The organism is Pimelobacter simplex, from assembly GCF_900114845.1.
In the GTDB taxonomy this organism is placed as follows: domain Bacteria; phylum Actinomycetota; class Actinomycetes; order Propionibacteriales; family Nocardioidaceae; genus Nocardioides; species Nocardioides simplex.
On record NZ_FOUK01000003.1, the window covers coordinates 450,123 to 471,763 of the forward strand.

At 71.4% G+C, this 21,641-nt stretch carries 24 protein-coding genes, 4 tRNA genes and 1 pseudogene; 9 read left to right on the top strand and 20 right to left on the bottom strand.

Annotated features, from left to right (window positions below; translation table 11 throughout):
* Nucleotides 1–18: 18 nt before the first annotated feature.
* The 8 genes from BM223_RS14870 to thrS form a co-directional block, all read right to left on the bottom strand.
* Nucleotides 19–720 (bottom strand): signal peptidase I, encoded by a 702-nt coding sequence (locus BM223_RS14870; protein WP_075018631.1) that lies wholly within the window; start codon nucleotides 718–720, stop codon nucleotides 19–21.
* An 8-nt stretch (nucleotides 721–728) separates the two neighbouring features.
* On the bottom strand, nucleotides 729–1,265 hold the full coding sequence (locus tag BM223_RS14875) for an alternate-type signal peptide domain-containing protein (protein ID WP_052138701.1): 537 nt from the start codon (nucleotides 1,263–1,265) through the stop codon (nucleotides 729–731).
* A gap of 174 nt (nucleotides 1,266–1,439) precedes the next feature.
* Nucleotides 1,440–2,333 (bottom strand): pyridoxal 5'-phosphate synthase lyase subunit PdxS, encoded by an 894-nt coding sequence (gene pdxS / locus BM223_RS14880; RefSeq protein ID WP_038679361.1) that lies wholly within the window; start codon nucleotides 2,331–2,333, stop codon nucleotides 1,440–1,442.
* Between the two features lie 31 nt (nucleotides 2,334–2,364).
* Complete coding sequence (gene pgsA / locus BM223_RS14885; protein WP_038679362.1) at nucleotides 2,365–3,027, bottom strand: phosphatidylinositol phosphate synthase; 663 nt, start codon at nucleotides 3,025–3,027, stop codon at nucleotides 2,365–2,367.
* A 36-nt stretch (nucleotides 3,028–3,063) separates the two neighbouring features.
* Entirely contained in the window at nucleotides 3,064–3,552 is a 489-nt protein-coding gene (locus BM223_RS14890; protein ID WP_082003674.1) for an HIT family protein, read from the bottom strand.
* Nucleotides 3,553–3,593: 41 nt separating this feature from the next.
* A complete protein-coding gene (locus BM223_RS14895) occupies nucleotides 3,594–4,319 on the bottom strand; it encodes a TetR/AcrR family transcriptional regulator (protein ID WP_038679366.1) in 726 nt (241 codons plus the stop codon).
* 37 nt (nucleotides 4,320–4,356) lie between these two features.
* The gene (locus BM223_RS14900; protein WP_052138702.1) at nucleotides 4,357–5,355 is read right to left on the bottom strand and encodes a glycoside hydrolase family 25 domain-containing protein; all 999 of its coding nucleotides are present in this window, start codon (nucleotides 5,353–5,355) and stop codon (nucleotides 4,357–4,359) included.
* A 3-nt stretch (nucleotides 5,356–5,358) separates the two neighbouring features.
* On the bottom strand, nucleotides 5,359–7,341 hold the full coding sequence (gene thrS / locus BM223_RS14905) for a threonine--tRNA ligase (protein ID WP_038679367.1): 1,983 nt from the start codon (nucleotides 7,339–7,341) through the stop codon (nucleotides 5,359–5,361).
* A 133-nt stretch (nucleotides 7,342–7,474) separates the two neighbouring features.
* Between thrS and BM223_RS14910 the strand changes: the two genes are divergently transcribed.
* Nucleotides 7,475–8,029, top strand: a complete 555-nt coding sequence (locus tag BM223_RS14910) for a Dps family protein (RefSeq protein ID WP_038679369.1) — start codon at nucleotides 7,475–7,477, stop codon at nucleotides 8,027–8,029.
* A 35-nt stretch (nucleotides 8,030–8,064) separates the two neighbouring features.
* Here BM223_RS14910 and BM223_RS14915 read toward each other — a convergent pair whose 3' ends face one another.
* Both BM223_RS14915 and BM223_RS14920 read right to left on the bottom strand, forming a co-directional pair.
* Nucleotides 8,065–8,691 (bottom strand): DUF4232 domain-containing protein, encoded by a 627-nt coding sequence (locus BM223_RS14915; RefSeq protein ID WP_052138703.1) that lies wholly within the window; start codon nucleotides 8,689–8,691, stop codon nucleotides 8,065–8,067.
* A gap of 41 nt (nucleotides 8,692–8,732) precedes the next feature.
* Nucleotides 8,733–9,479, bottom strand: coding sequence for an AraC family transcriptional regulator (locus BM223_RS14920; RefSeq protein WP_038679370.1), 747 nt, complete (start codon nucleotides 9,477–9,479; stop codon nucleotides 8,733–8,735).
* 134 nt (nucleotides 9,480–9,613) lie between these two features.
* Between BM223_RS14920 and BM223_RS30185 the strand changes: the two are divergent.
* A pseudogene (locus BM223_RS30185) lies at nucleotides 9,614–10,036 on the top strand (MFS transporter); the annotation flags it as partial.
* Nucleotides 10,037–10,058: 22 nt separating this feature from the next.
* Nucleotides 10,059–10,718 carry an MFS transporter gene (locus BM223_RS29765; RefSeq protein ID WP_235318913.1) on the top strand — a complete coding sequence of 220 codons (660 nt, stop codon included), beginning with the start codon at nucleotides 10,059–10,061 and terminating at the stop codon, nucleotides 10,716–10,718.
* A 69-nt stretch (nucleotides 10,719–10,787) separates the two neighbouring features.
* Here BM223_RS29765 and BM223_RS14930 read toward each other — a convergent pair.
* The 5 genes from BM223_RS14930 to BM223_RS14950 form a co-directional block, all read right to left on the bottom strand.
* Nucleotides 10,788–10,859 (bottom strand) — tRNA-Val (locus BM223_RS14930).
* 72 nt (nucleotides 10,860–10,931) lie between these two features.
* Nucleotides 10,932–11,480, bottom strand: coding sequence for a hypothetical protein (locus BM223_RS14935; protein WP_038679372.1), 549 nt, complete (start codon nucleotides 11,478–11,480; stop codon nucleotides 10,932–10,934).
* A 139-nt stretch (nucleotides 11,481–11,619) separates the two neighbouring features.
* Nucleotides 11,620–12,189, bottom strand: coding sequence for a hypothetical protein (locus BM223_RS14940; protein WP_038679374.1), 570 nt, complete (start codon nucleotides 12,187–12,189; stop codon nucleotides 11,620–11,622).
* Between the two features lie 5 nt (nucleotides 12,190–12,194).
* Entirely contained in the window at nucleotides 12,195–13,517 is a 1,323-nt protein-coding gene (locus tag BM223_RS14945; protein ID WP_141267282.1) for a hypothetical protein, read from the bottom strand.
* 201 nt (nucleotides 13,518–13,718) lie between these two features.
* A complete protein-coding gene (locus BM223_RS14950) occupies nucleotides 13,719–15,554 on the bottom strand; it encodes a flavin-containing monooxygenase (protein WP_038679377.1) in 1,836 nt (611 codons plus the stop codon).
* Nucleotides 15,555–15,647: 93 nt separating this feature from the next.
* Here BM223_RS14950 and BM223_RS14955 point away from each other — a divergent pair, with 93 nt between their 5' ends.
* On the top strand, nucleotides 15,648–16,823 hold the full coding sequence (locus tag BM223_RS14955) for a GAF domain-containing protein (RefSeq protein ID WP_038679380.1): 1,176 nt from the start codon (nucleotides 15,648–15,650) through the stop codon (nucleotides 16,821–16,823).
* Here the strand turns inward: BM223_RS14955 and BM223_RS14960 are convergent.
* A complete protein-coding gene (locus tag BM223_RS14960) occupies nucleotides 16,804–17,631 on the bottom strand; it encodes an aminotransferase class IV (RefSeq protein ID WP_038679382.1) in 828 nt (275 codons plus the stop codon). The two genes, BM223_RS14955 and BM223_RS14960, sit on opposite strands and share 20 nt — an antisense overlap.
* A gap of 158 nt (nucleotides 17,632–17,789) precedes the next feature.
* Here BM223_RS14960 and BM223_RS14965 point away from each other — a divergent pair.
* From BM223_RS14965 to BM223_RS14975, 3 genes are all read left to right on the top strand, one after another.
* Nucleotides 17,790–17,862 (top strand) — tRNA-Gly (locus tag BM223_RS14965).
* 50 nt (nucleotides 17,863–17,912) lie between these two features.
* A tRNA-Cys gene (locus BM223_RS14970) sits at nucleotides 17,913–17,983 on the top strand.
* Nucleotides 17,984–18,002: 19 nt separating this feature from the next.
* Nucleotides 18,003–18,077, top strand: a tRNA-Val gene (locus tag BM223_RS14975).
* 117 nt (nucleotides 18,078–18,194) lie between these two features.
* Here the strand turns inward: BM223_RS14975 and BM223_RS14980 are convergent.
* From BM223_RS14980 to BM223_RS28410, 4 genes are read right to left on the bottom strand one after another with little or no spacing between them, the layout of a single operon-like run.
* The gene (locus BM223_RS14980; protein ID WP_052138704.1) at nucleotides 18,195–19,400 is read right to left on the bottom strand and encodes a tyrosine-type recombinase/integrase; all 1,206 of its coding nucleotides are present in this window, start codon (nucleotides 19,398–19,400) and stop codon (nucleotides 18,195–18,197) included.
* Nucleotides 19,400–19,918, bottom strand: a complete 519-nt coding sequence (locus BM223_RS28405) for a hypothetical protein (protein WP_052138705.1) — start codon at nucleotides 19,916–19,918, stop codon at nucleotides 19,400–19,402. The genes BM223_RS14980 and BM223_RS28405 overlap by 1 nt, the downstream gene beginning before the upstream one ends.
* 36 nt (nucleotides 19,919–19,954) lie before the next feature.
* Nucleotides 19,955–20,335, bottom strand: a complete 381-nt coding sequence (locus BM223_RS14990) for a hypothetical protein (protein WP_038679384.1) — start codon at nucleotides 20,333–20,335, stop codon at nucleotides 19,955–19,957.
* Nucleotides 20,332–20,844, bottom strand: coding sequence for a hypothetical protein (locus BM223_RS28410; protein WP_141267280.1), 513 nt, complete (start codon nucleotides 20,842–20,844; stop codon nucleotides 20,332–20,334). Before BM223_RS28410 ends, BM223_RS14990 begins: the two co-directional genes overlap by 4 nt.
* A gap of 258 nt (nucleotides 20,845–21,102) precedes the next feature.
* Between BM223_RS28410 and BM223_RS15000 the strand changes: the two genes are divergently transcribed.
* Nucleotides 21,103–21,372: a helix-turn-helix transcriptional regulator gene (locus tag BM223_RS15000; protein WP_158510203.1), complete on the top strand. Its 270-nt coding sequence runs from the start codon at nucleotides 21,103–21,105 to the stop codon at nucleotides 21,370–21,372.
* The gene (locus BM223_RS29020; protein ID WP_038679390.1) at nucleotides 21,369–21,614 is read left to right on the top strand and encodes a helix-turn-helix domain-containing protein; all 246 of its coding nucleotides are present in this window, start codon (nucleotides 21,369–21,371) and stop codon (nucleotides 21,612–21,614) included. Before BM223_RS15000 ends, BM223_RS29020 begins: the two co-directional genes overlap by 4 nt.
* The last annotated feature ends 27 nt before the right edge of the window (nucleotides 21,615–21,641 follow it).

A 21,641-nucleotide genomic window follows, 5' to 3' on the forward strand; every position in this document is an offset into this window, starting at 1 on the left:
TCGGTCGGTGCGGGAGGGTCAGGTGGTGCGGGTGCGGCGCCGGGCGAGTCCGGTGAGCAGGAGCCAGCCGGTCACCCCGGCGACGCCGACCAGGAGGGCCGGGACGCCGCCGGCAGGGCCGGGCGCCGGTGCGGGCTCAGGCGCGGTCCGGGCGGCGGGAGCGGCAGTGGCAGGAACAGCAGGAAGGTCCGGTGCGACGCGTCCGCGCCGCCGGTCCCGGACCGACCCCACGAACATGAACGCCGCGTAGCCGACCAGGAGCCCGGCGACCACCCACACCGCCAGCTGGCGCTGCGATCCGCTGAGCGCCGTGTTGACGTGCCCCAGGTAGGGAACCGAGTACCACAGCTCTCCTCTCACCTGGACCGCCGTCACCGGCTGCGGGTCCGGGTCGCCGTTGGCATCGCCCTGCGTGATGAGCACCCGCGTCCCGTCGAACCGGTTGGCCTCCCCCACGACCCGGTGGGTCGCGACGGCCGGCTTGCCCGACTCGATCTGGTAGGTCACCACGTCGCCGATGCCGATCTGGTCGAAGTCGACCGGCTTGACCACCACCAAGGTCCCCGGTGGGTACGACGGCTCCATCGACCCGGTGAGCACGGTGTAGGGGGTCGCGCCGGCGATGCGGGGCACTGCCACCGCCACCGCCAGCACGCCCACCACGCCGAGGATCACCAGCCAGGCGAGCACCTGGCCGAGCCAACCGGCCGTCGCACGCACCGCAGGACTCAGTTGTGGACCTGCTGCAGCGCGAAGCCGAAGTCGCTGAGCGAGACGTTCTGCCCCTGGGTGCCGTTGCCGGACGTGCCGAGGAAGGTGATCGTGATCGACGCGTTGACGACGTTGCCGTCGTTCGCCTCGGTGATCACGCCGTCGGCGACGTCGACGCCGCCGATCTGGAACGAGTCGTCGATCGTCAGGTTGGTGCCGGACAGGCTGCCGCCGCGGGTCGGGTCGGTGACGTCGAGCGTGGCGCGCAGGTGCTCGCCGGTCGCCTGGATCTCGAACGAGCAGGTCTTGGTGAGGACGTCGCCGGGGACGATGAGGTCACCGGGCGCGTAGGTCTTGCCGGACACGGTCTCGGCGCTGTCGAACTTCCACGTCGCGTTCGCGCAGCTGTCGTTGATGATCTTCAGCTCGCCCGCGGTCACGGCGATGCCTTCGACGTCAGCGTCGGCCGTCCAGTACGCGAGGGTGCCCGCGCCGCCCATGAGGAGCACGGCTGCGGCACCGGCCGCGAGCGCACCCTTCGTCGACTTCTTCATGTGTGCCACCTTCGGATCGGGGGTCCCGAGTGACCAGGGAGGCCGGCGCGCCCGAAGCGCCGGAGGTACACACGACCAATGACCGAAAGGTGCTGCAGTTACGGAAGGGGGTGAAGATCCGGGTGAAGTTTTACCTTCCGCGGCCGGTCCGGCACCCGGACCGGCCGCGGCGGGTCACCAGCCGCGCTCGGAGAGGCGGTGGGCGACCGGGAGCTCGTCGACGTTGATGCCGACCATCGCCTCGCCCAGACCGCGCGAGACCTTCGCGACCACGTCGGGGTCGTCGTGGAAGGTGGTGGCCTTGACGATGGCCTCGGCCCGCTGGGCCGGGTTGCCGGACTTGAAGATGCCCGAGCCCACGAACACGCCCTCGGCGCCGAGCTGCATCATCATCGCCGCATCGGCCGGGGTCGCGATGCCGCCGGCGGTGAACAGGACGACGGGCAGCTTGCCCGTGCGGGCGACCTCGACGACCAGGTCGTAGGGCGCCTGCAGCTCCTTGGCTGCCACGTACAGCTCGTCGTCGCCGAGCACCGACAGACGACGGATCTCGCCGCGGATGGTGCGCATGTGGGTGACCGCGTTGGACACGTCACCGGTGCCGGCCTCGCCCTTGGAGCGGATCATCGCCGCGCCCTCGGTGATCCGGCGCAGCGCCTCGCCCAGGTTGGTCGCACCGCACACGAACGGGACCGTGAAGGCCCACTTGTCGATGTGGTTGGCGTAGTCGGCCGGGGTCAGCACCTCGGACTCGTCGATGTAGTCGACGCCCAGCGACTGCAGCACCTGCGCCTCGGCGAAGTGCCCGATCCGGGCCTTGGCCATCACCGGGATCGAGACGGCCTCGATGATGCCGTCGATCATGTCGGGATCGCTCATCCGCGACACCCCGCCCTGGGCGCGGATGTCGGCGGGGACCCGCTCCAGCGCCATCACGGCGACCGCGCCGGCGTCCTCGGCGATCTTGGCCTGCTCGGGGGTGACCACGTCCATGATCACACCGCCCTTGAGCATCTCGGCCATGCCGCGCTTGACCCGGGTCGTGCCGTGCTCCTGCTGCTCGCTCATGAGACCGAGTCTAGGGCCTCCCGAACGGTGTTCAGGAATCGGTCTCGCCCTCGGCGGACCCGGCTGCCGCGGCGTCGAGGGCGAGCGCCTGCCGGCGCACCTTCAGCACCCGGAAGACGACGGTGTAGGTGCTCGCCACGGCGAGCGCCCAGAGCGTGACGTACATGAGGATCGGGAGGTCGAGGAGGGCGCCCAGGCCGGTCATCACGAGGATCGAGACGAGCCGGTCGGCGCGCTCGGCGATGCCGCCCTTGGCGTCCATGCCGAGCGACTCGGCGCGGGCCCGGGCGTACGACGTCACCGAGCCCATCACCAGGCACCAGAGGGTCACGCAGAGGTAGAGGTAGCTGTCGCCCTGGTGTGCGCCGGTGCCGGCGAAGTAGAGGGCGAGGCCGCCGAAGATCGCACCGTCGCCGATCCGGTCGAGCGTGGAGTCCCAGAAGGCGCCGAACTTGGAGACCCGGCCCATCTCCCGGGCCATCCGCCCGTCGATCAGGTCGCTGAACACGAAGGCGGTGATGAAGAGGACGCCGATGAGGAGCTCGCCGCGCGGGAAGAAGATCAGCGCGCCGGCGCTGACGCCGAGCGTGCCCACCAGGGTCACCGCGTCCGGGCTGATGCCCATCCGGATGAACAGCCGCACGAACGGGTGCAGGAGGGTGCCCGCCCAGAACTCCTTGAAGCGTTCCAACACGGGTCAGGAACCTACTCGATCGTCGCGACAGCGGCGCTATCGCCAGGCGGCGGCGAGGAGGTCGCGGGTCTCGCCCAGCAGCTGCGGGAGCGTCTTGGTGCCGCCGATCACCGTCATGAAGTTCGCGTCCCCCGACCAGCGCGGGACCACGTGCTGGTGCAGGTGTCCCGACAGCGAGCCGCCGGCCGCTCCCCCGAGGTTCAGCCCGACGTTGAACGCGTGCGGCTGGGAGACCTCGCGGATCGTGCGCAGCGCCGCCTTGGTCAGCGCGGTCACCTCGTCGGTCTCGGCGTCGTCGAGGTCGAGGTAGTCGGCGACGTGCCGGTAGGGCAGCACCATCAGGTGGCCCGGGTTGTAGGGGTAGAGGTTGAGCACGACGTACGCCGTCTCTCCGCGCACCACGACCAGCTCGTCGTCGGTGGACGTCGCCGGGTCGCGGGTGATCCGGCAGAACGGGCACGACGGGCGCGGGTCGACGTGGGCCGGCCGGTCGGCCTCTCCCTCCTCGCCCCGCACGTAGGCCATCCGGTGGGGCGTCCAGAGACGCTCCAGGCCGTCGGGCCCGTTCACTCGTCGCCCCCGGGCTGCAGGGCCTGGAGCAGGTCGGAGACCGGCAGGTCGGGCAGGTTGAGCCCGCGGGAGAGCGCCATGCCGTTGATCTGGAGCCAGATCGACTCGGACAGGATGTTGATGCACGCGTCGATGCCGGGCTGGCGCACGTCGCGCTCGAGCCAGCGCCGCACGGCCGCGAAGACCGCGCCGATCATGCCGAACACCCAGGGGTCGAGCGCGGCCTTGTCGTCCTCGCTCAGCTCGACGCCCAGCGCGGCGACGACGATCGCCATGATCCCCTCGATGCCCTCGGCGACCTGCTCGACCGCCTGGCCCAGCGGGCTCGGTCCCCAGCCGGACAGGTCGCGCTCGGCGAACCAGTAGAGCGTGGGGTGCGCCTCGGCCCAGCGGATGAAGCTGCCGACGATGCGGTGGATGATCTGGTCCGGCGTGCCGTCGTACGAGAGGGCGGGCAGGAGCTCGTTGCCGACGTTCTCGCAGATCTGGCGCTGCACGGCGCGGTCGAGGTCGGAGCGGTCCTCGAAGTGCCGGTAGATCACCGTGCGGCTCATGCTCGCCTCGTCGGCGACGGCCTGCACCTGGACGTCCTCACCGGGTGCCTGGCGCTCCAGGACGGCGATCGCAGCGTCGATGATCACCTGGCGGCGCACCTGGTTGTGCTCCTGCCAGCGCCGGCGCCGTCCGTCGAGCACCTCGGGGGCGACGTCGTCCGAAGTCATTGGCAAACCTTCTCATGTCCTCCCGGCACGGCCGGGCTCAGGCGAAGCGGTGGAACCAGCGGCCGAGGTCGGCGGCGACCCCGTCACAGGTGACGTTCTGGTCGCGCTGCGCCTCGACCCACTGGCCGAGCACGGCCGGGCCGCCCTGGATCGACCAGTCGTCGCCGCAGCGGCGCAGCGCCTCGGCGCGCGAGGTCTGCCCGGCGGCCCGCCACTCGGGCACACCGCCGAGGGTGAGGTCGCCGACGACGGTGCGGTAGAGGTGGGGCGTCGAGTAGACGCCGATCTGGAAGCCGGCGTCGACGTAGCCGCGCGCCGCGCCCTCGATCACGGCCGCGTTGGCGGCGAGGTCGGTGCTCCACGAGAACAGCGGCACCGGCTCGACGTCGATCCACACGATGGGGCTGACCAGGCCGACCTGGCCCATCGTGCCCACGTTGAAGCGCGCCTGCTGGTAGCCGACGTTCTGGAGCCGCCCGGTCTTGGTCGACGCGTCGTAGGGACCGTCGGCGCCGTACTCGTCGAACTGGGCCTTGCTCGGGTAGCTCGACACGGCGTAGACGGAGACGAGGACGTCGTTCTGCTTGACCCAGGCGACCTGGTCGGCGAGGCACGGGTTGGGCGTGAAGCCCGGTCCGTTGGTGAGCCCGAGGACGACGTACTCGGCCTCGGGCAGCGGCATCGGCAGCCCCTGGCCTTGCTTCTGCGGGATGCCGACGCCCTTGGGGCACTGCGGCCAGCTCACGTCGCCGCCGAGGACGTTGCCGTCGCGCGGGGCGATCGTGCTGCCCGCGCCGCGCTCGGAGGCCAGGTCGCCGGCCCGCTCCTCGGCCATCTTGGCCAGGTCGCCGGCGTCGGTGCCCGGGTCGCCGGCGTCGCCGCCGGGCAGGGCCGCGTCGGTGCTCGCGGCCACGCTCGGCGTGGGCGTCGGCGGGCGCGAGGGCGCCGCCGACTCGTCCCCTCCGCCGCAGCCCGCCAGCACCGCCGTCGCGAGGACGGCGGCGCCGGCGAGCGCGGTGCGGCGCAAGGGGGTCATGCCCTAGACCTGCTCGTGGCTCGCCACGGCCGCGACGACGCGCTCGATCGCCTCGGCGATCGGGACGCCGTTGTCCTGGCGCCCGTCGCGGTAGCGGAAGCTGACCGCGCCCTTCTCGACGTCCTCACCGCCGGCGATGAGCATGAAGGGGATCTTCTGCAGCTGCGCGTTGCGGATCTTCTTCTGGAACCTGTCGTCGGACTCGTCGACCTCGACCCGGACGCCCCGCTTCTTGAGCTGGTCGGTGATCTCGTACAGGTAGTCGGTGAAGGCGTCCGCGACCGGGATCCCGACCACCTGCACCGGCGCGAGCCACGGAGGGAAGGCACCCGCGTAGTGCTCGACGAGGACGCCGAGGAAGCGCTCGATCGAGCCGAACTTGGCGGAGTGGATCATCACCGGCTGCTGCTTGGTGCCGTCGGACGAGGTGTACTCGAGGCCGAAGCGCGCGGGCTGGTTGAAGTCGTACTGGACGGTGCCCATCTGCCACGTCCGGCCGATGGCGTCCTTGGCCTGGACCGAGATCTTGGGGCCGTAGAAGGCGGCGCCGCCCGGGTCCGGGACCAGCTCGAGGCCGGTCTCGGCAGCGACGTCCTCGAGCACCTTGGTCGCGGTCGCCCAGTCCTCGTCGGAGCCGACGAACTTGTCGGGCTTGGCGTCGTCGCGGGTCGACAGCTCGAGGTAGAAGTCGTCGAGACCGAAGTCCTTGAGGACGCCGAGCATGAACGACAGCAGGTGCTTGACCTCGGCCGGCGCCTGCTCCGGGGTGCAGTAGGAGTGGGAGTCGTCCTGGGCGAAGCCGCGCACCCGGGTCAGGCCGTGGATGACGCCGGACTTCTCGTAGCGGTAGACGGAGCCGAACTCGAACAGGCGCAGCGGCAGCTCGCGGTAGGAGCGCCCGCGGCTGCTGAAGATCAGGTTGTGCATCGGGCAGTTCATCGCCTTGAGCTGGTAGTTCGCGCCCTCGAACTCCATCGGCGGGAACATCGTGTCGGCGTAGTACGGCAGGTGCCCCGAGGTGTGGAACAGGCCGTCCTTGGAGATGTGCGGCGTGCCGACGTAGGAGAAGCCCTCCTCGATGTGCCGCTGGCGGACGTAGTCCTCCATCTCGCGCTTGATCACGCCACCCTTGGGGTGGAACACCGGCAGCCCGGACCCGATCTCGTCGGGGAAGCTGAACAGGTCGAGCTCGCGGCCCAGCTTGCGGTGGTCACGGCGCTCGGCCTCCTCGAGCCGGTGCAGGTGCTCGTCGAGCGCCTCCTTGCTCGGCCAGGCGGTGCCGTAGATGCGCTGGAGCTGCTTGTTCTTCTCGTCGCCGCGCCAGTAGGCCGCGGCGCTGCGCATCAGCTTGAACGCCGGGATCCGCTTGGTGGTGGGCAGGTGCGGCCCCCGGCAGAGGTCCTTCCAGGCCACCTCGCCCTTGCGGTTGATGTTGTCGTAGATGGTCAGCTCGCCGGCGCCGACCTCGGCGCTCGCACCCTCGGCCGCATCGGCGGCGTTGCCCTTGAGGCCGATCAGCTCGACCTTGTAGGGCTCGTCGGCCAGCTCGACGAGGGCGTCCTCGTCGGTGGTGACCCGGCGGTCGAAGCGCTGGTTCTCCTTGACGATCTTGCGCATCGCGGACTCGAGCTTGACCAGGTCCTCGGGGACGAACGGGGTCGCCACGTCGAAGTCGTAGTAGAAGCCGTCCTGGATCGGCGGGCCGATGCCGAGCTTGGCGTCGGGGAAGACCTGCTGCACGGCCTGCGCCAGCACGTGGGCGGTCGAGTGCCGCAGGATGTCGAGGCCGTCGGGGCTGTCGATGGCGACCCCCTCGACCTCGTCGCCGTCGGCGAGCTCGTAGGACAGGTCCTTGAGCTGGCCCGCGACCCGTGCGGCGATGACGTCGGCGTCGTCCCGGAACAGCTCCCAGGCCTTGGTGCCCGTCGTGACGGTCGACTCCTGGCGCGCATCGGCGGACAGTACGACGACCTTGATGTCGGACACGGAGGTGCTCCCTTGGCGCAGTGATGGGCGCGGCCGGCCGGCCGCGTGACGATCGTACCGAGCCGGGCAGGGCCCGTGCGCGGGAGTAAGAGGTTGGACGTTTGAGGTCGCCGCGATCGCGTACCGATGGTCCATGAACTCAACCCCCGCCCTCCACTACACGACGCCCGGACTCGACGAGGCGACCGCGCAGCGCGTGGTCGCGCTCCTGCAGAGCCGGCTCGACGCCTGCACCGACCTCCACCTCACGCTCAAGCACGTGCACTGGAACGTGGTCGGCCCCCACTTCATCGCCGTCCACGAGATGCTCGACCCCCAGGTCGACGCGGTGCGCGGGTTCGCCGACGACCTGGCCGAGCGGATCGCCACCCTCGGCGGATCACCCCAGGGCACCCCGGGCGCGCTCGTCGCCGCGCGGACCTGGGACGACTACGCGATCGGCCGGGCCAGCACCCAGGAGCACCTCGGCGCGCTCGACCTCGTCTACCAGGGCGTGATCACCACCTACCGCGAGGGCATCGCCGAGCTCGACGACCTCGACCTGGTCACCCAGGACATGTTCATCGCGCAGACCGAGCAGCTCGAGCTCTTCCACTGGTTCGTCCGCGCCCACCTCGAGGACAAGGGCGGCCGGCTCAGCACCGAGGGCGCCCGCAGCGAGACCGACGCGGCTCGCGCCGCCGGCTGAGACCCCGGGCTCCTGGCCACTCGCCACGCGGCCGCTCAGGCGGCCGCGTGGTAGGGCTCGACCTCGAGCAGCTCGATCGACCGGCTCGCGCAGCCGGTGGTCGGGTGGGCCGCGTAGAGCGAGTGCGTCTCGTTGGGCGGGTAGACCCGCAGTCCGTCGACGGCGACCGGGTCGCAGTCGGCCCGCGAGTAGTTCTCGGCCCGGGTCTCGCGCAGCACCTGGACCGCCGCCTCGCCCGGCTCGAGCGTCAACGTCAGCACGTGGTCGGCGTCGACCCGCCTCGCGGGCGCGCCGATCTGGCTGCCGTCGCCGCTCCCCACGTACGACACCCCACCGAAGCCACCCGTCGTGCACGGGCTGTCGCTGCTGTTGGTCAGCACGATCTCGGTGTACTGCGAGCCCGCCGCGCCACCGCCCTTCGCCGGCCGCACGAGCAACGACAGCTGTGCCGCCGTGCACGCCTGCGGACCCGCCGCCGACTCGCTCGCGCCCGCGCTCATCCTCTCGCTGCTGGTCCCGCTGCCCGGCGTGCCGGAGCCGGTGGACGACGTACCGGGCTGGGGCGTGGCGTCCCCGCCGTCGTCGGTACCGCAGGCACTGACGGCCAGGGCGAGAGCGAACGTCAGGCCCGCCAGCAGGGCGAGCCGGTGGGTGGACCTCATGTCTCCCGACGGTAGCGCGCGGCCCGAGACGTCCCAGCGCCTCAGCCCTCGGCGGCGTAGGCCCCGGGCGTGCTGCCGAACGTGCGCCGGAAGACGTCGATGAAGGCGCTCGCGGACGACCAGCCGCACCGGTGCGCGACGGTGGTGACGGGGGTGCCCTCGGCCAGCAGCACCAGCGCGAGGTGCAGGCGCAGCTGGGTCCGCCACTGCGGGAAGGTCAGGCCGAGGTCGGCACGGAACAGGCGGGAGAGCGTGCGGTCGCTGGCGCCCACCACCCGGCCCAGATCGGCCAGCGTCCGGTCGTCGCCCGGGTCGTCCTGCAGGAGGCCGCACACCGCCCGGAGCACCGGGTGCGTGGGCACCGGCAGGTGCAGCGGCTGCTGCGGCGAGACCCGGAGCTGGTCGAGGAGGACGGCGCGCAGCCGCCTGCGTGCGGGAGTGTCGACGTCGTCGTCCTGGGTGTAGGCGACGATCAGCTCGCGCAGCAGCGGGCCGACGCCGAGCACCGCCGGCGAGCTCAGGTCCAGCGGGTTGACCGTCGTCGGCAGGCCGAGGAAGTGCAGCTCCACGCGGCCGTGCGCCCGGTGCGCGTGGACCGTCCCGGCCGGGACCCAGATCGCGCGGGTGGCCGGGGCGACCCAGGTGCCGCGGTCGGTGAGCACGGAGACCACGCCGTGGCCGGCGTACGCGATCTGGTGGTCCTCGTGCCGGTGCGCGTCGATGTGCCCCCCGGCCGCGAGCGAGCGGGTCACGGTGGGCGCGATCGGGGTGTGGCGGATCTCCGTCATCGATTGGCAGAGTATCGGAAGCGGGCCACCGTTCCGGCGACCCACGATGAGGCGTGACCTCTCCACGATCCATCGGACTCCTCGCCTTCGGGCACGCCTGCGTCGACGTCTACCAAGGAGCGGTGGCCGCCCTGGTGCCGTTCTTCATCGCCGAGCGGGACTACACCTACGCCGCCGCGTCGGGCATCGTGCTCGCCGCCTCGCTGCTCTCGTCGATCGCCCAGCCGGTCTTCGGCGCGCTGACCGACCGGTGGGCGCTGCCGTGGCTGGTGCCGGTCAGCACCTTCGTCGGCGGTGTCGGCATCGCGCTGAGCGGCGTCGGCGGCTCGTACGCGCTGACCCTCGGGTTCGCCGCCGTATCGGGGATCGGCGTGGCCGCCTACCACCCGGAGTCGGCGCGTCTCGCGCGGATCGCGAGCGCCGGCAGCCACCGGGCGATGGCGCTCTTCTCGACCGGCGGCAACATCGGCTTCGCCCTGGCGCCGCTCCTGGTCGCCGCCTTCGTCGCCACCGGCGGTCTCGCCCTGACGCCCCTGCTCGTGCTGCCGGCACTCGCCGGCATTCGCCGTCACCCTGCCCGTGCTCACCGCGCTCGCCCGCGACCGGACCGCCGGCGGCACCGACCACCTGCCGACCGGCGACGACGACATCCCGGCGTTCGTCCGCCTCTCGCTCGCCGTCGTCTTCCGCTCCATCGCCTTCGTCGGGCTCAGCACCTTCATCGCGCTCTTCGCCCAGCAGCGCCTCGGCGGGAGCTCGACGGCCGGCACCGCCGCCCTCTTCGTGCTCTACGCCGGCGGCATCGTCGGCTCCCTGGCCGGCGGCTCGCTCGCGCACCGCTGGGACCGGGTCAGCGTGTCGCGGTGGTCGTACGGCCTGAGCACCCTCGCCGTCGCCGGCGTCGTCTGGGTGCCGGGACCGCTGATGTACGTCTTCGTCGCGCTGACCTCGATCGGCCTCTACGTCCCGTTCTCGCTGCAGGTGACGCTCGGCCAGGACTACCTGCCCTCGCGGGTCGGCACCGCCAGCGGCATCACCCTCGGCCTGACCGTCAGCATCGGCGGCCTGGCCAGTCCCGCCATCGGCGCCCTGGCCGACGCCACCAGTCTCCAGACCGCGCTCGCGCCCCTGGTCCTGATGCCGCTGCTGACCTGGGCGCTCTACCGGACCCTGACCGATCCGGCCCCGCCGCAGCAGCCCGCCGCGGCCGCACCCGCGCACTCCCCCGCGGCGCCCTGAGGACCGGCCCGGGAAAGGCTCAGGCCCCTGGTCTGCCGTGCTGGCAGGTCAGGGGCCTGAGCTCTCCGGTGGGCGATACTGGGTTCGAACCAGTGACCTCTTCGGTGTGAACGAAGCGCGCTACCACTGCGCCAATCGCCCGGAGCGGAGCCCGAAGGAACCGCGGTCGGAGACTCTAACCTATCCCCCGCGCGCGGCTCTCATCCGGGGCGCTCACCCGGGTCGTTCGCACGCGCGGACCTCGGGCGGGCAGATGAGGAAGCCGGTCGACGTCGAGGTCCGGTACCGCCGGCCGCCGCTGGTGTAGGTGAGCTCGCTGCGAGGCCAGAACCAGTGGCCGTCGACGTCGACCGCGACCACGTAGAGGACCTCGACGGTCGCGCCAGGGGCGAGCACGTAGCCCTCGAGCGGAACTGCGTCGTCGGCGAAACGCTCGACGGGCCAGTCCGGCGCGGCGCCGAGGTAGTCCGCGCCGGCCGGGGTGTCGCGGACCAGGACCTGCACCACGCGGGCGCCGCCGTCGGCCACCTCGTCGGAGGGCCCGGTGAGCCGGGCACCGCGAAGGACGGCCGGCCGGTCGCCGTGGTTCGTGACCCCGAGCAGGCCGAACACCGGGCGCTGACCGGCACCGGCCAGGGCGTAGGCCCAGGCGGTGCCCTCCGTGCCCTCGGTGTCGAACCTCACCGGACCGGGCCGCGTGGCGGCCCATCCCACGCCGGCCAGGACCATGAGGACGACGGCACCGGCCAGGGCAGCAGCCATCCTGACCCGCGGCCGCCGCCTCGCCTCGCCGCTCCTCGCGGCGGGCGATCTCGCTGTCGACATGGGCTCCACCGTCCGGATGCGCGACCCCGCCGTCAACACCGTCGTCCCGGACGGTTCGCGAATCGTCGAGGGATCATCAAGCGGGCGGGTCGCAGGACCGCTCGACGCCGGGCGGACAGATCAGGAAGCCGGTCGAGGTCCGGTCGGTGTAGCCGATCCCGTCGATGGTGTAGCGCACCTCCGTGCGCGGCCAGTACCAGTGTCCGACGTCGTCGACCGTCAGGACGAAGAGCACCTCGACCGTGGCAGCCGGCGCCAGCTCGTACCCCTCCAGCGGCACGGTGCCGTCGCCGTAGTGCTCGTAGGGCCACGGTGCCGCGGCGACGTAGTCGTCGTCCGCGGAGACGTCGCGGACCAGCACCTCCGCGACCCGGGCGCCGTCGGCGACGACCTCGTCGGACGGACCGGTGAGATCCGCCCGGGCGAGGACGGCGGGGCGGTCACCGTGGTTGGTGAGGCCGAGCATGCCGAAGACCACCTGGTGGCCGGCGGCGGCCCTCATGAAGGCCCACTGGTCGACGCCGTCGGGAGCGTCGAAACGGACCGGTCCGGCCGCCGTCCCGGGTCTGTCGCTGCACGCTCCGAGAAGCGCGAGCAGGCAGAGTGCCGCGACGGCGACCGCACGGGTCAGGTGAGGACGTGCCACGCGCGCTACTTGTTCTGCGCGTGGATCACTCCCGCGGACTTCGGCTCGTAGTTGGTGCCGCACAGCCAGATCGGCCCCCGGACGGCGTCCCAGTGCACGTCGAGGTTCGACGAGAAGCCGCTCTGCGCGCCCACCTTGATCGGGCCGACATTGACCGCGCCCGTGATCTTCGCCGCGCGCTTGGTCGAGCGGGTGAACCCGCCGGACTTGGCGATGGAGTTGCGGTGGTCGGACTGCGGCTTCTTCAAGCAGCCGATGAACTCCGAGCCCGGCCCCGTGTTGGCGCCGACGCCGCCGTACCAGGAGCCGACCCGCTTGAGCTTGGTTCCCGGCGGGATGGTCGTGCCCTCGCACCACTTGCCGACGCCCAGCGCCTTGTAGTGGCCGTCGACGAAGGTGAAGGTCGTCGTACCGAAGTTGTTGGCCCGCTTCCCGCCGGTGTAGGTGCGGCGGACCGACCCGCTGTCCGTGTTGCCGACATGACGCGAGCCGTGGATGGACCAGCCGCCGTCACCGGAGTAGTCGACCGCGCCCTCGATGTCGGAGTCGGCGGACTCGCCGTAGACCCAGCCGGCGTCGCTGTTGCTCGCGTTGTGGAACTCGATGATGTTGACCGAGCGGACCGGGCGGGCGTCGACGACGTAGCTGCACGGCGTGTACACCGGCGTCTCCGCGGCGAGACCGGCCCGGTTCGAGGACGACGACGAGGCGGCCGGCGCGTCCGGCACGTCGGGCGAGTCGGAGGACAGCACGAAGTCCGGCTGCGCCTGGGGGTTCTCGACCTCGGGGTCGTCGCTGACCGGCGCGGCGAGCGCGTCGGGCGCGTCGTCGCCGGCCTCGGGGTCGTTGGGGTCGCCGGTGCCGTCGACGTCGGCGTCGGTGCTCACCGGCTCGGGCAGCGCCCACTGGCCCAGCGGGTTGAGCTTGCGGACGACGGTCGTGGTCTCGAGCTTGCCGAGCTCGTCGGAGATGACACCGATGTCGAGGTTGAGGTAGCCGCCGTTGGCCCGGGCGGCCTGCTGCATCTGCACCGTCGAGCTCAGCGGCAGCCGGTAGGACCCGTCGCTGGCGGTGAGCACGGTGCCGACGGTCTGGATCGGCAGGTCGGCACCGATCGCGCCGTCGAGCTCGCTGGGGACCCACCAGACCTTGACCTGGGCACCGGACACGGCGCGCAGCACCCCGTCGACCTCGGCGAGCACGGTGCCCACCACGTTGTCGGCCGTGGCCTCGCTCTCAGCGGCGCGCGCGTCGCCCGCCGGGCCGGACACCGGCACCATCGCCGCCGCGACGACGGCCGCGACACCTCCGATCAACAGCTTCCTCATCTTGCAAACCCCCGAGTGTGTGGTCGTTCACGTATGACCATCTGTGGATGGTCATCCAAAGTTGAGAACGGAAGGCGTGCTTTGTCAACAGGTCACCCCGGCACCTGTTCGCAAGACGTCGATCCGAGGGACGACGAACGGCCGGGCCCGCGCCGCGAGGGCACGGACCCGGCCGTGGCCAGGGTGGGCGGGGAGGGTGGCTCAGCCCAGGTGGTGCACCTCCTGCAGGCCGTGCACGGGCGTCTCGATCCCGGCGTGGCGGGCCTTGAGCTGGAGCGCGAGGTAGAGCGAGTAGTGCCGCGACTGGTGGAGGTTGCCCCCGTGGAACCACAGGTTCTCCTGCTGGGTCGGCTTCCACATGTTGCGCTGCTCCCCCTCCCACGGACCGGGGTCCTTGGTGGTGTCCGAGCCGAGCCCCCAGACCTTGCCGACGCGGTCGGCGACCTCCTGGCTGATCAGGTCGGCCGCCCAGCCGTTCATCGATCCGTAGCCGGTCGCGTAGACGACGAGGTCGGCGGGCAGCTCCGTCCCGTCGGCCAGGACGACGGACGTCTCGGTGAGCCGCTCCACCTGCCCGTGCGCGAGCTTCACGTCACCGCTGGCCACCAGCTCGGCCGCACCGACGTCGATGTAGTAGCCGGAGCCGCGGCGCAGGTACTTCATGAACAGCCCCGAGCCGTCGTCGCCCCAGTCGAGGTCGAAGCCGGCCGCGGCCATCCGGTCGTAGAAGTCCTTGTCCCGCTCCCGCATCTGGTCGTAGAGGGGGATCTGGAACTCGTGCATGATCCGGTACGGCAGCGAGGCGAAGACCAGGTCGGCCTTCTCGGTGGTCATCCCGGCCTCGACCGCACGCTCGGAGTAGAGGTCGCCGAGACCGATGTCCATCAGGGTGTCGCTCTTGACGATGTGGGTCGAGGAGCGCTGCACCATCGTGACGTCGGCGCCGGTCTCCCACAGGGCCCCGCAGATGTCGAAGGCCGAGTTGTTGCTGCCGATCACGACGACGCGCTTGCCGGCGTACGCGTCGGGGCCGGGGTGCTGCGAGGAGTGGTGCTGCTCGCCCTGGAAGACGTCCGCGCCCGGGACGACGGGGATGTTGGGCTTGCCGGACATCCCCGTCGCCATCACGAGGTGCGTCGGCTTGAGCACCAGCGGCTTGCCCTCGCGCTCGAGGTGAACGGTCCACTCCCCCGTCTCCTCGTCGTACGACGCGTCGGTGGCGACCGTGCTCGACCAGTACGGCACCTCCATCACCCGCGTGTAGAACTCCAGCCAGTCGCCGACCTTGTCCTTGGGCGCGAAGACCGGCCAGTTGTCGGGGAACTTCAGGTACGGCAGGTGGTCGTACCAGACCGGGTCGTGGAGGCACAGCGACTTGTAGCGGTTGCGCCACTGGTCGCCGGGGCGCGGGTGCTTGTCGATCACGAGCGCCGGGACGCCGAGCTGGCGCAGCCGGGCACCGAGCGCGATGCCGCCCTGGCCGCCGCCGACGACGAGCACGTACGGCTGGGTGTCGACGCCGAGCGCGGCGTCCTCGGCCTGCCGCTTCTCGAGCCACGTCACCCGTTCCTTGGTCGCGCCGTGCTCGGCACCCATCGGACGGCGTACGCCGCGCGGCTCCTCGTGGCCGGTGAGCTCGTAGAGGGTGGTCAGGAAGGTCCATGCCTTCGGGCCGTCCTCGTCGACGATCCGGACCAGGCCCCGCCCACGGCCGACGGAGGTCTCGAACTCGAACCACGCCGTCGTGACGCCGTCAGCGGTGTCGGCCGGCTCGGTGAGCCGGAAGCCGCGGGGGTCGACCCGGTCGAGCGTGCTGGCGAGCAGGCCGGCGACGCCGTCGGGGTTCTCGACCGTGGTGAGGTTCCAGGTGAAGGCGATCAGGTCGCGCCAGAAGCTGGTCGCGGCGAACAGGCCGGCGGCGCGGTCGACGTCGCGGGCGGTCAGGGCGTCCTCGAACGCGGCGAACCAGGCGGTCGCCGGGTCGGGGGCTTCGGTCGTGTCGGCCGCGGTGACGGGCCGGTCGTCGAGCTGGGTCATGCCGAGAAGTCGACCTCCGCGGCCACCCTCCCCGGAACCGTTGCACGTTGTTGCATGTGGCCCCGGTCACATCGCGGCGCCTACTGTGGGGGCATGGCCACGCACGACCTCGCGCTGCGGGCCCGCGACCTGGTCCGGATCCACGACGCGGTGCTCTCCGGCACCGCTCCCCCGGAGCGGCCGCGGGCGGTCGTGGCGCGCTCGTGGAGCCGGGTGCTCGGCCTCGGCATCGACCCCGACGGGCGCAACGGACGCGACCCCCTCACGCCGGCGGACGTCGACGAGCGCCGCCGCACGTCGCGGCTGGCGCTGGTCATCGACGAGATCCGCGAGCTGCTGCTCTCGGCCGCCGACGCGTCCAACTACCTGGTCGTGGTGACCGACGCCGACGGCATCGTGCTGTGGCGCAGCGGGTCACCGCGGGTGCGCCGCCAGGCCGACGGTCTGGGCTTCGCCGAGGGCGCCCGCTGGACCGAGGCTGCCGTCGGGACCAACGCCATCGGCACCGCCCTGGCCGAGGGCGCCCCGGTGCAGCTGTTCTCGGCCGAGCACTTCGAGAACGCCCAGGTGCCCTGGTACTGCACGGCGTCCCCCATCCACGACCCGATCGACGGCTCGCTGCTCGGCATCGTCGACGTCAGCGGCCCGGCGCTCACGCTGCACCCGGCGATCGAGGCGCTCGTGACGGCGTCCGTCCGGCTCGCCGAGGCACGGCTCTGGCGCCACCACGAGGAGGGCCTCGAGCAGCTCCGGCGGACCGCGGAGCCGCTGCTGTCCGGCGCCAACGGCCCCCTCCTCGTGGTCGACGACCACGGCTGGGTCGCCGCCCACCAGGGCGTGGCCGTGCGCGACCGGGTCGAGGCACCGCAGCCCGACCGGGCGCTGGCCGTCCCGGGGCTGGGGGTGTGCCTGCCCGAGCGGCTGCGCGGCGGCTGGCTGATCCGCCCGTCGGCGTCCGGCCCCGTGCTGACCGCCGAGCTCCACCTCGGCACCGGACCCGCGACCCTCGAGGTCCGCGGCGGCGACTCCCCCTGGCGGGTGGCGCTCACCCCGCGGCACGCCGAGCTGCTCGCCGCCATCGCCATGGCCGGACCGGCCGGGATGTCCGCCGGCCAGCTGAGCCGCCGGCTCTACGGCGACGCCGAGCACCAGGTCACCGTCCGCGCCGAGATCTCCCGGATGCGGCGGGTCCTGGGCGCCCTCCTCGCGACGAACCCCTACCGGCTCGGCGAGGGCGTCACGCTCACGGTCAACGATCGAACCCGATGAGCTCCGGCTCGCGCTCCCGCCAGGTGGCGGCCGCGGCCTGGGTCACCGGTCCCGGCGCCGGCAGCTCGCGCTCGTCCCAGCGGTGCACGCCCTGGACGTCGCGCGTCGTCGACGCCAGGAAGATCTCGTCGGCTCCCGCAACGACCTCGAGGGGCTCGTCGACCTCCGTCGCCCCGAACCACTCGATGACGAGCGCCCGGGTCACGCCCGCGAGGCAGCCGCTGGCCAGCGTGGGGGTGCGCAGCTCGCCTTCGACGACGTAGAAGACGTTGGTGCCGGTCCCCTCGCACAGGTGCCCCGCGAGGTTCGCGAACACCGCCTCGGTCGCCCCCGCCTTCTGCGCGGCCGCGAGCGCCACCACGTTCTCGGCGTACGACGTCGTCTTGAGGCCGGCCAGCGCCGCTCGCTCGTTGCGCGGCCACGGGACCGTGATCACCGACGTCGTCGCCGCGGCCGGCGCCATCGGGCTCGCCACCACGATCACGTTCAGCGGATCGGTGCCCCGCCCGCTGCCCAGCGGGGCGTTGCCGCCGGTGACCGTGATCCGGAGCCGGCCCAGCGCCAGGTGCTCCTCCCCCAGGACGGCGGCCACACCCCGCCGTACGTCGTCGAGCTCGAGGCCCTCGAGCCCCAGCCCCGCGGCCGATCGCTCCAGCCGGTCGAGGTGGCGCCGCAGCGCGAACGGCTGCCCGTCGACCACCTTGACCGCCTCGAACACCGCGTCGCCCACGGTCAGCCCGTGGTCGGTCACCGGCACCGCTGGCGCCGTCGGGTCGGACAGGAGCTGGCCATTGATCCACGCACGCATGGGGCCAGCCTAGGAGGGCTCCGGAACGCCCCGCGCCACGCCCGCAACACCCCCGCGACATCCCGAAGGCACCCCCCGTTTTGGCACGCACCTGGGGATCGGCTAATGTTCTCAACCGCACCGCAGAGCGGTCCGAAAGGGCCTCGAAGCAGTGCGATGCGGACGTAGCTCAGTTGGTAGAGCGCAACCTTGCCAAGGTTGAGGTCGCGAGTTCGAGCCTCGTCGTCCGCTCGGAGTGGTCAGACCCACTGCCTGACCAGGCCAGTGTGTAGGGCCACCGTGGTGGGTTGGCCGAGAGGCGAGGCAACGGACTGCAAATCCGTGTACACGGGTTCAAATCCCGTACCCACCTCGAAAGCACAACTCCACAGGGGCGATTGGCGCAGCGGTAGCGCGCTTCCTTGACACGGAAGAGGTCACTGGTTCAAACCCAGTATCGCCCACCAGCATCACGAAGGCCCTCTGACCAGCGGAAACGCGCGTCAGGGGGTCTTCTTCGTCGTTGGGACGGCCGCGGGCCTGCGGGCTCCGTGAGGACGCGGTGAGGACGGCCGATCCGACAATCAGTCCCCCCAGGCGTCGAGGACCTCGTCAAACGCTCCCGGCTTCAGGTGGGCGTACCGCAGCGTCGTGGAGTACTTCTCGTGCCCGAGCAGGTCCTGGACTCGCTTGAGGTCAACGCCCTTCTGGACCAGCCAGGACGCCGCGGTGTGCCGCATGTCGTACGGCGTGCCGAGCTTCACCCCGGCCCGCTTGATGGCCGGCGTGAAGATCCTGCGGGCGAAGTTCCGGTCGTCCCAGACTCCGCCGCCAGGTGCCGGGAACAGCAGGTCATCCGGGCCGAGGTCCTCGACGTGCTCGGCCACGCGCTCGCGCAGGCGCTTCGGGATCGGGGTCGCCCGGTGGGACCTCGTCGACTTCGCGTACGGCCGCCAGCCGGTGCGGGTCGCGACGCCGTGCACGTAGATCTGCCACGTGTGGACGTCGACGTAGCGGCGCGTGAGACCGAACAGCTCGCCCGGCCGGTAGCCAACGTGCATGTCGAGATCGACAGCCAGGGCGTACGGCTCCTCGAGCTCGAGGATGATCTTCTCGGCCTCCCAGCTGTGCCAGAAGAAGATCGGCTTGGGCCGGGCCGGCGGCAGGTTCAGTCGGAGGGCGGGGTTGGCGGGGATCAGGCCGTCCTCGACGGCGGAGGTGAGCAGACCGGAGAGGTGGGAGACGATCCCCTGGATCGTCCAGGCGCCCAGGCCGGGCTCGATGCCGCTGCCGGAGCAGCGCCGCACCGTCGGCTCCTCGCGGCGCTGGGCGCGCAGCAGCGCCGCGCCGGTGAGCGAGGTCTTGTGGACCTTGAGCAGCCCGTCGGCGCCGATGCCGGGGCTCGCGTGGCAGCGGCGGCACTGCTCGGTCGCGAGCTGCTTCACCCAGGTCTTCAGGTCGGGGCGCACGATGAGCCCGAGGGGGTGGCCGGCCCAGACAGGCTCGATGTGGACGCGCCAGTGGCTGTCGTTCTTCTCGATCGAGCTCGAATCGGCGACCTTCGTCGTCCGCCACACCGCGCGGTACTCCCCCAGTGTCGTCGCTGCGTTCTCGGGCGCGATCCAGGTGCCCGTGGCGATCGCCGCCTCGGTGCGCTTCGCCCAGTGCTCGACGACCGACTTCAGCGGGTCGGTCTTCGTGACTCGGCGGAACCGGCCGTTGGGCTGCTTGATGGGGGTGACGACCGTCGCGCGCCACTTCCCGGACGGCAGCCGATCAATGCTGGCCACTAGCCCGCCTCCTCTCCTCGCTCGATGTCTCCGTTCCAGGCGATCCCGATCTCGCTCCACGCGACGTCGTCGTACACGTCCTCGGGGAACCGTGCTTCTGCCGCGTCGACGACCTCCTGGATGTAGCGGCCCTCCTCCGGCGTGAGCCCCCGCAGTCGGACGCGGACGCTCGGCTCGTCGACCCACAGGACGAATGCCACCTCGTCGACGTCGTACGCCCAGACCATCGCCTCGGCCAGCGCCTCAAGGCTGATGAGCCGGCGGGCCGTGAGGTCGTCGACGATCCGCTCCTCGCGGTCTTCGTGACCGTCGGGCGCCGGGCCGCGCTCGATGTGGACCACCTCGTGCGTGACGGTGACCCGTTCTTGCCGGTTCTCCTGGTCGGGGTCGAGATGCATCGTCCGGTCCAGCCAGGTCGTCAGGCCTAGCCGGTCCTCGGGCAGGTCGGTGAGCGGTCGCCACTCGACCTTCCAGCCGTTGAGCCGGTGCAGCTCGAAGTCGTCCCACGGGTCGTACATGCCGACGGACCCTAGGCAGAGGGTCCGACGGATCTATCAGGCCTTCTCCACAATCAGGTGGAGGCCGCGGTCCGGGTGGTAGGTCCAGGAGACCTCCCAGTCGTCCCACGAGTCGCTCTGGCGCCCCTGGGCAGCGTTGGTGTCGAGCACTTTGCCCCGGACGCTGTCGGGGGCGTCGAGCTCGTCGAGTACACAGGTCGACGCCTTGTTCGCGACCTCCGCCTGGCCGTCGCCGACGGTGAGCGAGTCGCCGCCGTCGCCGACCGTGACGACCTCGGGAGCCTCGGAGATCTCGCAGGTTGCGGCGACATCTTTGAGGTCGGTGCCGCCCGTCAACGCGACGGCGGCACCGATCGTCACGCCGATCGCGACGACGGCGCCACCGACCATCGCGAGCACTCCACCCTTGCCGCTCATGCGCCCCCCTCGGGACCTTCGGGATCCGGTGCCTGACCGGCCTCATCTTGCTGTTGGCGAAGTTCGCGGAGGCGGGGCGTGCCACGTCGAGCTGCCTCGAGGTGGCGCGGGCGCTCAGCTGGGGCTTCTGCGCGTTCGCCGGCCGTGAGGATCGCGTCGACGACGCCCATCACGACGTCGCGCTCCCCTTGGGTGAGCCGGTCCGCTCGGCGCGGGAGCTCGAACCGTCCGAGGCGCGGGCGCTGGCCGGCTGCGACGAGGACGTCCCCGACCGGGACGTCCAGCATGGTGGCGAGCGCGTCCGCGGTCTCGTCGGTGATGTTGCTGTGGCCGGCCTGCCGGATGCGACGGAAGACTTCGTAGGTCGGTCGGCGCGCACCGTTCTCGTCTTCGGGCAGGCGCTGCCATGCCTCTCGAAGGCTGATGCTCTCACCGCGACCACGACGTCTCCCTAGTTCGTAGAGGCGACGCTCCATCAGGTCCTGGAGCGTCTCGTTCACGTCGCTCACGGTGGGGCCTCTCCTCGGGAGTTGTACAACGTCGATCGCCGAACTACATCGGTGTAAGCACAAGTAAACCGCGGCACTCGGAACGGCGCATGCGGGCTGACCTGCGGAGACGTTCCTACTTCACTACTTGTACAACTCACAACTGGTTGCTACTGTCTCGCGAGAGACTTGTAATCAACCGAGATGAGGAGCAGCATGAGCAACCGACCCCAAGCCCGGCCGCGACGCCGGGCTCGACCCCCGATCCGCGAGGTGTGGATGTACGTCATCGACCCCGGCAAGCTGAAGCGCCGCCGCAAGTCGCTCGGTCTGAGCCAGATGCAGGTCGCAGTCCTCTCGAAGTGCACCCAGCAGTACGTGTCGCTCCTCGAGTCGGGCCGAGACAGCGACTGCAGCGAGGACATCGCGATCCGGATCTGCAGGACCCTGCAGGTCGAGCTGGAGGACTACTTCGAGGCGCGCCCAATCATTCGCAACTCCGCGATTGCTACTCCCTCGCGTGGCACTGGCAACGGGAACGCCGCGTGAGTGCGGCGCCGATCACGCACGCCGCCGAGGCGGCGCGCGGCAACGGCAGCGGAGGTCTCCGGGTGATCTCGGTGCAGCGGGCCGCGGAGCGGCTCGACTGCTCGCGGCACCACGTCTACCGGCTCATCGCCGCCGGGAAGCTCCGCGCCGTCGAGATCAAGGTCTCCGGCGCCCGGCCCAAGACCCGCGTCTACCCCGAGGACCTCGACGAGTTCATCGAGGCCAACACCCGCACTGCCTGACCAGAAAAGCCGAGAGCCCCCAGCGCT

Excerpts from the sequence above, each read along its gene's own strand:
- BM223_RS14875 (WP_052138701.1), bottom strand. The coding sequence starts at position 1,265 with ATGAAGAAGTCGACGAAGGGTGCGCTCGCGGCCGGTGCCGCAGCCGTG.
- pdxS (WP_038679361.1), bottom strand. The coding sequence starts at position 2,333 with ATGAGCGAGCAGCAGGAGCACGGCACGACCCGGGTCAAGCGCGGCATG.
- BM223_RS14890 (WP_082003674.1), bottom strand. The coding sequence starts at position 3,552 with ATGGCCTACGTGCGGGGCGAGGAGGGAGAGGCCGACCGGCCGGCCCAC.
- BM223_RS14895 (WP_038679366.1), bottom strand. The coding sequence starts at position 4,319 with ATGACTTCGGACGACGTCGCCCCCGAGGTGCTCGACGGACGGCGCCGG.
- BM223_RS14900 (WP_052138702.1), bottom strand. The coding sequence starts at position 5,355 with ATGACCCCCTTGCGCCGCACCGCGCTCGCCGGCGCCGCCGTCCTCGCG.
- BM223_RS14910 (WP_038679369.1), top strand. The coding sequence starts at position 7,475 with ATGAACTCAACCCCCGCCCTCCACTACACGACGCCCGGACTCGACGAG.
- BM223_RS14915 (WP_052138703.1), bottom strand. The coding sequence starts at position 8,691 with ATGAGGTCCACCCACCGGCTCGCCCTGCTGGCGGGCCTGACGTTCGCT.
- BM223_RS14920 (WP_038679370.1), bottom strand. The coding sequence starts at position 9,479 with ATGACGGAGATCCGCCACACCCCGATCGCGCCCACCGTGACCCGCTCG.
- BM223_RS14935 (WP_038679372.1), bottom strand. The coding sequence starts at position 11,480 with ATGGCTGCTGCCCTGGCCGGTGCCGTCGTCCTCATGGTCCTGGCCGGC.
- BM223_RS14945 (WP_141267282.1), bottom strand. The coding sequence starts at position 13,517 with ATGAGGAAGCTGTTGATCGGAGGTGTCGCGGCCGTCGTCGCGGCGGCG.
- BM223_RS14950 (WP_038679377.1), bottom strand. The coding sequence starts at position 15,554 with ATGACCCAGCTCGACGACCGGCCCGTCACCGCGGCCGACACGACCGAA.
- BM223_RS14955 (WP_038679380.1), top strand. The coding sequence starts at position 15,648 with ATGGCCACGCACGACCTCGCGCTGCGGGCCCGCGACCTGGTCCGGATC.
- BM223_RS14960 (WP_038679382.1), bottom strand. The coding sequence starts at position 17,631 with ATGCGTGCGTGGATCAATGGCCAGCTCCTGTCCGACCCGACGGCGCCA.
- BM223_RS28405 (WP_052138705.1), bottom strand. The coding sequence starts at position 19,918 with ATGTACGACCCGTGGGACGACTTCGAGCTGCACCGGCTCAACGGCTGG.
- BM223_RS14990 (WP_038679384.1), bottom strand. The coding sequence starts at position 20,335 with ATGAGCGGCAAGGGTGGAGTGCTCGCGATGGTCGGTGGCGCCGTCGTC.
- BM223_RS15000 (WP_158510203.1), top strand. The coding sequence starts at position 21,103 with ATGTACGTCATCGACCCCGGCAAGCTGAAGCGCCGCCGCAAGTCGCTC.